General features: G+C 72.8%; 11 protein-coding genes and 1 pseudogene. 5 read left to right on the forward strand and 7 right to left on the reverse strand.

The features are described 5' to 3' along the window. The 3 genes and pseudogenes from QOL99_RS12130 to QOL99_RS12140 all read right to left on the reverse strand — a co-directional run. Nucleotides 1–381, reverse strand: a pseudogene (locus QOL99_RS12130) (hypothetical protein); the annotation flags it as partial. Then, nucleotides 378–767 (reverse strand): PH domain-containing protein, encoded by a 390-nt coding sequence (locus QOL99_RS12135; protein ID WP_285524159.1) that lies wholly within the window; start codon nucleotides 765–767, stop codon nucleotides 378–380. The gene QOL99_RS12135 and the pseudogene QOL99_RS12130, both read right to left, overlap by 4 nt. A gap of 208 nt (nucleotides 768–975) precedes the next feature. Beyond that, on the reverse strand, nucleotides 976–1,098 hold the full coding sequence (locus QOL99_RS12140; protein WP_285524160.1) for a hypothetical protein: 123 nt from the start codon (nucleotides 1,096–1,098) through the stop codon (nucleotides 976–978). On the opposite strand from QOL99_RS12140, the gene QOL99_RS12145 reads away from it, so the two are divergent. After that, nucleotides 1,097–1,585 (forward strand): c-type cytochrome, encoded by a 489-nt coding sequence (locus tag QOL99_RS12145; RefSeq protein ID WP_285524161.1) that lies wholly within the window; start codon nucleotides 1,097–1,099, stop codon nucleotides 1,583–1,585. The genes QOL99_RS12140 and QOL99_RS12145 overlap by 2 nt on opposite strands. 237 nt (nucleotides 1,586–1,822) lie before the next feature. Here the strand turns inward: QOL99_RS12145 and QOL99_RS12150 are convergent, their stop codons facing one another. Together QOL99_RS12150 and QOL99_RS12155 are read right to left on the reverse strand one after the other, a co-directional pair. Further along, nucleotides 1,823–2,149: an HNH endonuclease gene (locus QOL99_RS12150; RefSeq protein ID WP_285524162.1), complete on the reverse strand. Its 327-nt coding sequence runs from the start codon at nucleotides 2,147–2,149 to the stop codon at nucleotides 1,823–1,825. A gap of 125 nt (nucleotides 2,150–2,274) precedes the next feature. Further along, nucleotides 2,275–3,285, reverse strand: a complete 1,011-nt coding sequence (locus tag QOL99_RS12155; protein WP_285524163.1) for a DUF1517 domain-containing protein — start codon at nucleotides 3,283–3,285, stop codon at nucleotides 2,275–2,277. A 60-nt stretch (nucleotides 3,286–3,345) separates the two neighbouring features. On the opposite strand from QOL99_RS12155, the gene QOL99_RS12160 reads away from it, so the two are divergent. The 4 genes from QOL99_RS12160 to QOL99_RS12175 all read left to right on the forward strand — a co-directional run bounded on the left by QOL99_RS12160 (nucleotide 3,346) and on the right by QOL99_RS12175 (nucleotide 7,427). Then, nucleotides 3,346–3,732: a hypothetical protein gene (locus QOL99_RS12160; protein WP_285524165.1), complete on the forward strand. Its 387-nt coding sequence runs from the start codon at nucleotides 3,346–3,348 to the stop codon at nucleotides 3,730–3,732. Nucleotides 3,733–3,866: 134 nt separating this feature from the next. Further along, on the forward strand, nucleotides 3,867–4,757 hold the full coding sequence (locus tag QOL99_RS12165) for a YtxH domain-containing protein (RefSeq protein WP_285524167.1): 891 nt from the start codon (nucleotides 3,867–3,869) through the stop codon (nucleotides 4,755–4,757). A gap of 127 nt (nucleotides 4,758–4,884) precedes the next feature. Then, nucleotides 4,885–5,214 (forward strand): ATP-dependent Clp protease adapter ClpS, encoded by a 330-nt coding sequence (clpS, locus tag QOL99_RS12170; protein ID WP_285524170.1) that lies wholly within the window; start codon nucleotides 4,885–4,887, stop codon nucleotides 5,212–5,214. Then, entirely contained in the window at nucleotides 5,211–7,427 is a 2,217-nt protein-coding gene (locus QOL99_RS12175) for an AAA family ATPase (protein ID WP_285524171.1), read from the forward strand. The genes clpS and QOL99_RS12175 overlap by 4 nt, the downstream gene beginning before the upstream one ends. Here the strand turns inward: QOL99_RS12175 and QOL99_RS12180 are convergent. Both QOL99_RS12180 and QOL99_RS12185 read right to left on the reverse strand, forming a co-directional pair. Next, nucleotides 7,414–8,190, reverse strand: coding sequence for a hypothetical protein (locus QOL99_RS12180; protein ID WP_285524172.1), 777 nt, complete (start codon nucleotides 8,188–8,190; stop codon nucleotides 7,414–7,416). The two genes, QOL99_RS12175 and QOL99_RS12180, sit on opposite strands and share 14 nt — an antisense overlap. 8 nt (nucleotides 8,191–8,198) lie before the next feature. Continuing rightward, a partial coding sequence (locus tag QOL99_RS12185) for an FAD-dependent monooxygenase (protein WP_285524173.1) occupies nucleotides 8,199–8,633 on the reverse strand: 435 nt, incomplete at its 5' end.

Below are 8,633 nucleotides of genomic sequence, written 5' to 3' on the forward strand. Positions count from 1 at the left end.
GTGGTAGCGGGCCACCGCCTCCTCCATCCCCGGCGCGAGGACACCCGGCAGGGTCAGCGGCGCGGTCAGCAGCGACGCGAACTCGGCCTCGGCGCGGCCCGCCGCCCGCAACCGCTCGCGGCCCTGGGGGTACTGGTTCAGGAAGCCCACCAGTTGCTCGTGCTCGGCGGCGGCCGGGGCGGGGTCGGGCCAGGGAAGGTCCTGCACCCCGAACCCGGCAGCGGGCAGGGCGTCGCGCAGTGGGTGGTCCGGATCGGGACCGCTGCCCCACAGCACCTCCCGCACCTCCAGAAAGCGCAGCGCCTCCACCAGCGTGCCCGCATTGAGCTGGGGGTGCAGCCGCCACAGGTCGCCCAGATCCGGCAGCAGCACCAGGCTCACGCCTCCACCCGTGCGCCGCGCCGCGCCAGGGCCTCCGGGAATCGGTCGGGGTCGGCAGGGGTCAGGCAGTGTGTCCGGCCGCCGGACTCCAGCAGCACCCCGCCACTGTTGCGGGTGGCCGCCGCCCGCACCCGCCGCACCGCCGGGTCCGGCCCGAAGGTGAAGTGCCCGGTCAGATCACCCGGTAGCCTGGTCCCGAAGGTCTGCGGGGCCAGCCCGAAACCCAGCCCGGTCAGCAGGGCTGCGGCGAGGAGTTCCGGGTGGGGCAGCGCCCGGCCCCCGTCGGGGAGAAAGGCCGCTCCGGCCAGCAGCAGCGGCACCCCCAGCGTCACGGGGCGCAGCGCGGGAGGGGCCTCGGCGGGGGCCAGTGGCACGGGGGTGGACATGGGGACAGTCTAGGGCCAGGGGGCCGGGCGCCGCCCCGCGCCGGACCCTCCCGGAAGGCGTACACTGAGAGACTTCTCACCTCATCCGGGAGGTCACCATGAAGGGTCTTGCCACTGGACGCCCGTCCCGCCGCCCTGTTCCTGTCCGGCCCCTGCTGTGGCTCGCCGCCCCCCTCGCGGTCGCGGCGCCCGTGCTGGCCGCCGTGGGTCAGCAGGCCCCGCCCGGCCCGTCCCCGGCGACCGCGCTGAGGCTGAAGTACAGCGCTCCCAGCGCAGCGCGGGGGCAAAACCTCGCGGCGAGTTGCCAGGGGTGCCACGGAGCGCGGGGCATGAGCACCACTCCCAGCACGCCCCGGCTCGCGGGGCAGCACGCGGGCTACGTGCGCTTCCAGCTCGCCGCCTTCCGGGCGAAGCTGCGGCCCAGCCCGGTCATGCAGGGCGTGGCGGCGCGGCTCACCGACCAGAACATCGCCGACCTCGCGGCCTACTTCGCGGCCCAGCCGGTCGGCCCGGCGTGGCCAGGCGGCAACGCGGCGCTGCGGGCGCGGGGCGAGGCCCTCTTTCAGCAGGGAGACGCCCCCCGCAACGTCATCGCCTGCGCGATCTGCCACGGGGCGGACGGGCGGGGCAACGAGCGGCTGGGCGTCGCCAGCGTGACGCACCAGTCGCCGGGCTACGCCCTGGCCGTGCTGCGCGAGCTGAAGAACGCGCCGTCCTTCGGCGGCATCATCCACCCGGAAGCCATGCGGATCGCCCTGCGGCCCCTGAACGACAACGAGTTGCGGGCCCTGGCCGAGTACGTCAGCCGGATGCCCTGAGCAGTGGCGCAGGCCGTTCTGCCTCCTCCCAACGTGGCGTGACCAAAGCGTGACGCGCAGGACGAGAAAAGCTCCTCTCCCCTTGCGTGCGGGGAATGCACGGCAACGCCCCACGCGGCCATGAAACTGTCCACGCCACTGCTGACCTGGATTCCGGCTGGACCGTGACGGAACCTACCCACTCCGGGCAGCGCGAGCAGGAAAAGCAGGAAAAGAAGGTCGCCGGGAAAGGAGGTCTCATCGTACCCGCACCGCCTTGCTCGCGGGCTGCCCCCGCACCCAGGCCACGAACCGGCGCACGTCCTCATGGCCCAGCAGGGCCTCCACACTGGAGTAGTCGCCCGCCAGTTCCGCATTGCTGAAGGTCCAGTGCAGGAACTTGTGGCAGGCCGGGCACAGCCGCGCGGTGGGCAGCGCGTGAATCTTGACTCCCTGCCGCCGCCCCTGCGACTTCGGGACAAGGTGGTGCTCGGTCAGCACCGGGGTCGCTCGCCCGCACAGGGCGCAGCTCTCGGGCGTGCGGGGCAAGGGGGGCCAGTTGGACTCGGGACGGCGGCGGGCCACCGGGCGATGATGGCGCCTGGGGCAGCGGTCGACCGGGTGGGCCGTTACGAGGGGGCAGGCGGAAGGGGGGTGCCACGCAGCGGGAGCCGGGGCGTCAGCCCCGGCCCCCACGGTCTGCCGCCCAGCTACAGCTTCGTCAGTGACGGGTACTTGCGGATCGCCTCGTCTTCCGAGAGGAACTCGCCCTCCGCGTCGGGGCTCCAGACCACCTCGGCGCGGATCAGGTCGCCGGGAGCGACCGCGCCCATGGCCGACAGGGCGGCGCGGGCTTCCGCAGCGGTGGTCACGCCCGCCGGGGGCAGGTTGCCCAGGCTGTGGGCCGCCACCGCGATGGTCACGGCGAGGTAGAGGTCGGTGCCGTCCGGCCCAAAAGTGTAGTCACTGCGCTGCTCGAAGCCGGTGTTCACGTCCCGGTTCTGGTAGTTGCTGGTGGTCTGCACCGTGAAGGCGGAGCGGGCCTCGGTGGCCCAGGTGCCCACCTGGCTGTCGGCCGAGGCTGCCGGGCCCTGTGCCCGCTGCACCTCGCCGTACACCCAGCGGTCAGGGCGGCGCAGCAGCACCAGGGCGGCTTCCTGCAACATGCGGGCCAGCCCCTCGTTGGTGTCGGGGTCGCCGGAACGCGCCACCCGCTGCAGGTCGCGCTTGACCTCGTCGCCCTCGGCGAGCAGCAGCTGCACGCTCACGGCCTGCGCGGTCCCGCTGAGGCTGCCCGCACCGCTCAGCCCGCGTGCCCCGCCCGCCATGCTGCGGCGCATGAAGCCCAGCACACTCATCATCACGAAGCCGAACATCAGCAGCCCGATGATCCCGAAGCCCCCGCCCCCGCCGACGGCGCCCGGCCCGAAGCCGCCCCCGCCGATGATGATCGGGCCGGAGTACCCGCCGCCATAGCCCCCGCCGTACCCGCCTCCGTAGCCTCCGCCCCCGCCAAAGCTTCCCCCACCGCCGCTGCTGCCCCCACCAAAGCCCCCGCCGCTGCTGCTGCCGCCAAAGCCGCCGCCCGACTGTGCCGCCGCCTCCCCCAGCAGCGTCAGGGCAGCGACCGCGAGGAGCAGCGCGGCAAGGAGGAGCGCCGCCCGCAGGGGACTTCTGGCAGGCGACAGACCAGCGTGGTTCGGCCCAGCTTCTTTCAGCATGGGGGCAGTCTAGGACGGGGCGCGGGGGCGTGGCCCGCGCCACCCCCTTACACTGCCCCCATGAACGCCGCTCCCCTGCCCCCCCTGACCCTGACCCCCGACGAGTGGGACGCGTTTCTGGCCCGCCTCTACGAGCGCGGCGAGCGGCTGGACGTGCGCGTTCCCGGCGAGACCTATCCTCCCGAGGAGGACGTGGACCCCTACGTCCTGAGCGCCCACGCCGAGGCCCTGCGCAGCGGCGAGGTGGACGGCGACGTGTGGGGCACCCTGGAAGACATCGAGGAGACGGCCGACGACGAGGAGCAGGCGTGGGCCAGGGTCGTCGCCTTTTACCTGGGCCGGGGGTGCGTGCTGCTGCGCGTGACCGGCACCGGGGAACCGGAGGAATGGCTGCTGGAAGAGGGCCTGGCGCGGCGCCTGGGCTTGATGCCCGGCGCGGCGGGGTGAAACTGGACTGATGCCCCCCTCATCCGCTCATGAGAGGCCGCGGCCTAGGCTGGGTTCATGTNGGCGCGGCGGGGTGAAACTGGACTGATGCCCCCCTCATCCGCTCATGAGAGGCCGCGGCCTAGGCTGGGTTCATGTCGCACAACAGTCACTTTCCTACCAAACGCCTCCTGCTGCTGGGCGCTCTGATCGGCGCCGGGGCCTACTACCTCAGCCGGGAGCAAAACCGCAAGGCGCTGGACGCCAAGCTCGCCGACCTCGGCCTCAAGGACGCCGCCGAGAATGTCGGCGAGAAGGTCAGCCAGGGCTGGGAGAAGACCAAGGACGCCGCCGCCAGTGCCGGAAACGTGATCGCGGACAAGGCCGGGGAGGTCAAGGAAGCGGCCGAGCAGGGGGGCATGCAGGCCGGAATGGACAAGGCCGGGGAGGTGGCGGGCGAGGCCGGAGTCGCCGTGAAGGGCGCCGCCGCCGAGGCCAGGGACGCTGCCCGTGACGTGGCCGACACTGCCAAGCGCGAGGGCCAGGACGTGGGCAGCGAACTCAAGGACGCCGCCAGGGACGCCCGGCGGGACGCGCAGAAGACCGTGGACCAGGCCAAGGACACCGCACAGAACAAGGCGCAGGAGCTCAGGCGCGACGCCCAGCAGACCGCCGGACAGGTGAAGGCCGACGCGAAGGACGCCGCTCAGGGCGCGAAGACGGCTGCCCAGCAGACTGCCGCCCAGGTTGGCGCTGCCGCCAGGAACACCGCCGCCGAGGTGAAGGCCGGAGCGAATCAGGCGGCCGCGCAGGTGGAGAACAAGGCCGGGGAGGCCAGGCAGGGCGTCCAGAACACCGCTGATCAGGCGCGGAACGCTGCGCAGGACACGAAGCAGAACGCGGGGCAGGCCGGGACCCAGGCCAAAGCTGATGCCGAGGACGGCGCCAGCGACATGCAGCGCCTCGTGCAGCAGGCCCTGGACGAGACGAAAAAGGCCTCCGACGACGTTCGCGCTGACGTGAAGGACGCCAACCGCAAGATGTGACCCCCCGTCCCCCTGGGACACTGGAAAGCCTCCCCACGCGGGAGGTTTTCTCTTGCCTCGCCGTGGCCCCGGCCTGACCGTGAGCCCTGCCCCGGCTCCGCTTCCCCGCCCCCGCTAGACTCCCCCCATGACGCGCAGGGACGCCGACCCCACCACGCAGGGGCGCACGCAAACGCTGGAACGCACCCAGACCCAGCGGCCCCGGCTGTACCGGGTGCTGCTGCTCAACGACGACTACACGCCGATGGAGTTCGTGGTGATGGTGCTGGAGCGCCACTTCCGCAAGGCGGAGCAGGAGGCCCAACTGATCATGCTGGCGGTCCACCACAAGGGGCAGGGGGTCGCCGGGGTGTACACCCGCGACGTGGCCGAGACCAAGGTCGCGCAGGTGACGGCCGAGGCCCGGCAGCACGGCTACCCGCTGCGGCTGGTGGCCGAGCCGGAGGCCGAATCGTGATCGGCGACCACCTGCAAGTCACCCTGGGCCGCGCCGCCGACTACGCGCGGGAGGCCGGGCACGAGTACGTCACGCTGGAGCACCTGCTGCTGGCCCTGACCCACGACCCGGAGGCGCGGGAGGCCCTGCTGGCGGTCGGCGCCGACGTGGAGCGGCTGCGCGACGATCTGCACGAGTTGCTGGACGGGCTGGAGAGTACGGAGGACACCGAACCCGACTTCACGCTGGGCGTTCACCGGGTGGTCCAGGGCGCGGTGCTGCAACTGCACGCCAGCGGCAGGGGCGGCGAGCAGGCCGACGGCGCCCGCGTGCTGGCCGAGCTGCTGGAGGAGGAGGACTCGCCCGCCCGCGCCGCGCTGGAGGCGCAGGGGGTGACCCGGCTGGACGTGCTCGCCTACGTGTCGCACGGGGCGGCGAAGGTCGCCGGACGCGAGCGCGAACGCCGGGCGGCCGGGGTGGACGGCGAGCCCGAAGCCGAGGCGAGCGGCGAGCAAGACCCGCTGGAGGCCTACGCGACCGACCTCACGGCGCAGGCGAGGGCGGGCGAGTTCGACCCGGTGATCGGGCGCGAGCCCGAGCTGGAGCGCACCGTTCACATCCTGGCCCGCCGTGCCAAGAACAATCCGGTCCTGGTGGGCGAACCCGGTGTGGGCAAGACCGCGCTGGCCGAGGGGCTGGCGCAACGGGTGGCGGACGGACAGGCGCCGGGCTTCCTGCGGGGCGCCTCCGTCTACGCGCTGGACCTCGGGGCGCTGCTCGCCGGAACGCGCTACCGGGGCGACTTTGAGCAGCGGCTCAAGGCCGTACTCGCCGCGCTGGACGGGCAGAACGCGGTCCTCTTTATCGACGAACTGCACACGCTGGTGGGGGCCGGGGCCACCGAGGGCGGCAGCGTGGACGCGGCGAACCTGCTCAAGCCTGCGCTGGCGCGGGGCAAGCTGCGGGTGCTGGGGGCCACCACGCCCGCCGAGCTGCGCCACCTCGAGCGCGACCGGGCGCTGTGGCGGCGCTTTCAGACGGTGGACGTGCCCGAGCTGTCGGAGGAAGACGCCCTCGCCATCCTGCGTGGGCTGGCGCCGGGGTACGCCGCGCACCACGGGGTCACGTACGCGGACGCGGCGCTCTCGGCGGCCGTCCGCTTATCCAACCGGCATCTGCGCGACCGTTTCCTGCCCGACAAGGCGATCGACGTGCTGGACGAGGCGGGGGCGGCCCGCTCCTCGGCCGGGCAGGGCGGTGAGATCGGGGAGACGGACATCGAGGCGACGGTCGCGCGGATGGCCCGCGTGCCCGTCGGCGCGGTGAAGGCCGAGGAAGTGCAGTCGCTCGCCACGCTGGAGGCCGATCTGGGAGCCCGCGTGTTCGGGCAGGACGCCGCCGTGGCAGCGGTCGCCAGCGCCGTCAAGCTGGCCCGCGCCGGGCTGCGCGACCCCCAGAAGCCGCAGGGGGCCTTCCTCTTCGCGGGGCCAACCGGGGTGGGCAAGACCGAGCTGGCGCGGGCGCTGGCGGACCGGCTGGGCGTGGAGCTGCTGCGCTTCGACATGAGCGAGTACCAGGAGGCGCACACGGTGGCGCGGCTGGTGGGGGCGCCTCCCGGCTATGTGGGCTTCGACCAGGGTGGCCTGCTCACCGACGCGGTGGCGAAGCACCCGCACGCCGTGCTGCTGCTCGACGAGATCGAGAAGGCACACCCCGACGTGTACAACCTGTTCCTGCAACTGATGGACCACGGCACCCTGACCGACCACACCGGCAAGAAGGTGGACGGGCGCGGCCTGCTGATCGTGTACACCACGAACGCGGGCGCTGCCGACGCCAGCCGCCCCGCCCTGGGCTTCTCGCGCGAGGGCCGCGCGGGCGAGGAGGCGGAAGCGGTCAAACGCACCTTCAGCCCCGAGTTCCGCAACCGGCTGGACGCCGTGATCCACTTCCGGCCCCTCTCGCGGGAAGTTATGGGACACGTCGTGGACAAGTTCCTGAGGCAACTGGAGACGCAGCTCGCCGAGCGCGGCGTCGCGCTGACCGTCACGCCCGCCGCCCGCGCCCGGCTCGCGCTGCTGGGCTACGACCCGCAGATGGGGGCGCGTCCCCTGGCCCGGGTGATCGAGGAACGGGTCAAGCGCCCGCTGGCCGACGAGCTGCTGTTCGGGCGCCTCAGCGGCGGCGGCGCGGTGACGGTGGACGCGGACGGCGAGGGCTTCAGCTTCCGCTGACCCATTCCCAGGCGGGCAGGTCCCCGCACAGCACTTCCAGAAGGTGCGTGCCCGACGCGATCAGGAGGTGGCGGTAGCGCGGACGGCGGCGCTGGGTCTGCCACTGGGCGTCCTGCTGGCGGGCGATCTCCGCTTGCGCCCCGGCCCACTGCTCCGGGGTGGGAGGCTGGGGACCGGACCAGAAGAAGTCCGAACTGCTTCCGGTGTCCTCGGGCCGGGCATCCTGCGGGAAGAAGCGCCCGGTCAGCTTCAGGTGCGGGTTGCGGGCCCGTTCGCGCTCGCTGACGGCGACCGGTACGCCATAGGGAGGAAACGTGTCCGTGTTGTTGTTCTCCTCCAGCATCTCCGTGATCCAGGGGCTGGGGTCGTTGACCACCTCGTACAGCAGGGCGGCTGGGAGTCCCTGCCGCACCGGGTGGAAGGTGCCGAACGGTCCCGCGTAAAACTCGTCGCAGCTTTCCAGCGCGAAGACCGCGTTGGAACGGTGGATATGGCCCTCCCAGCGGCTTTCCCAGGTCAACCGCAACAGGCGCGAGTGGTGGCGGGGATCGGGGCCGCCATCCGGTCCTTCCTGCCAGGGGTCCGCCTCCGAGGCCCGGTAGAACTCGTCCGCGAGGTCCACGGTCAGGGTGCCCCGGGCGTGGTTCAGCTCGGTGCGGAGGATAGAAGTCCACTTGCCGGGAGAGGAGCGCACAGCCTCCAGCAGCCCCTCGTCGGGCCAGAGGGCGAAGCGGGCCTGAGCGAAACGGGCGTGTCGGGCCATGGCCCAGGCTAAGGCCGCGCTGCCCGCCACCGCGCCCGCAGCCGTTCCGGACGCAGGCCGTAGGCGGTGATATACCCCGGCACGCCCTGCAAGCCGGGCACCCCCTGAAGCAGCCGCAGCAGCAGGGTGGGGCCGTGCAGCGGCTGGGCCCCGTCCAGGCCCTCGACCTCCCGTTCCTCGATCACCTGCTGGGCTTGCAGGGCGGCGATCTGCCACCCCCGCTGGCCCTGCACGCGGGCGAGGTGCCGGGGCCGGGGCCGCCCGGCGCGGAGGGGACCGCACAGCACGTTGGCGGCCGCGACCGCGTCCTGTACGGCCATGTTGATGCCCAGCCCGCCGACGGGCGAGATGGGGTGTGCCGCGTCACCGATCAGCAGCAGGCCGGGCCGCCACCAGCGCCGCACGCGGGCGACCTCCACGGCGAGGAGGTGCAGGTCGCGCCA

The sequence above is a fragment of the Deinococcus rhizophilus genome (assembly GCF_030271215.1).
GTDB lineage: Bacteria > Deinococcota > Deinococci > Deinococcales > Deinococcaceae > Deinococcus > Deinococcus rhizophilus.

What these genes read in the sequence shown, in the direction of transcription:
- QOL99_RS12135 (WP_285524159.1), bottom strand. Translation starts at nt 767, where the DNA reads ATGTCCACCCCCGTGCCACTGGCCCCCGCCGAGGCCCCTCCCGCGCTG.
- QOL99_RS12145 (WP_285524161.1), top strand. Translation starts at nt 1,097, where the DNA reads ATGAGCACCACTCCCAGCACGCCCCGGCTCGCGGGGCAGCACGCGGGC.
- QOL99_RS12140 (WP_285524160.1), bottom strand. Translation starts at nt 1,098, where the DNA reads ATGCCCCGCGCTCCGTGGCACCCCTGGCAACTCGCCGCGAGGTTTTGC.
- QOL99_RS12155 (WP_285524163.1), bottom strand. Translation starts at nt 3,285, where the DNA reads ATGCTGAAAGAAGCTGGGCCGAACCACGCTGGTCTGTCGCCTGCCAGA.
- QOL99_RS12160 (WP_285524165.1), top strand. Translation starts at nt 3,346, where the DNA reads ATGAACGCCGCTCCCCTGCCCCCCCTGACCCTGACCCCCGACGAGTGG.
- QOL99_RS12165 (WP_285524167.1), top strand. Translation starts at nt 3,867, where the DNA reads ATGTCGCACAACAGTCACTTTCCTACCAAACGCCTCCTGCTGCTGGGC.
- clpS (WP_285524170.1), top strand. Translation starts at nt 4,885, where the DNA reads ATGACGCGCAGGGACGCCGACCCCACCACGCAGGGGCGCACGCAAACG.
- QOL99_RS12180 (WP_285524172.1), bottom strand. Translation starts at nt 8,190, where the DNA reads ATGGCCCGACACGCCCGTTTCGCTCAGGCCCGCTTCGCCCTCTGGCCC.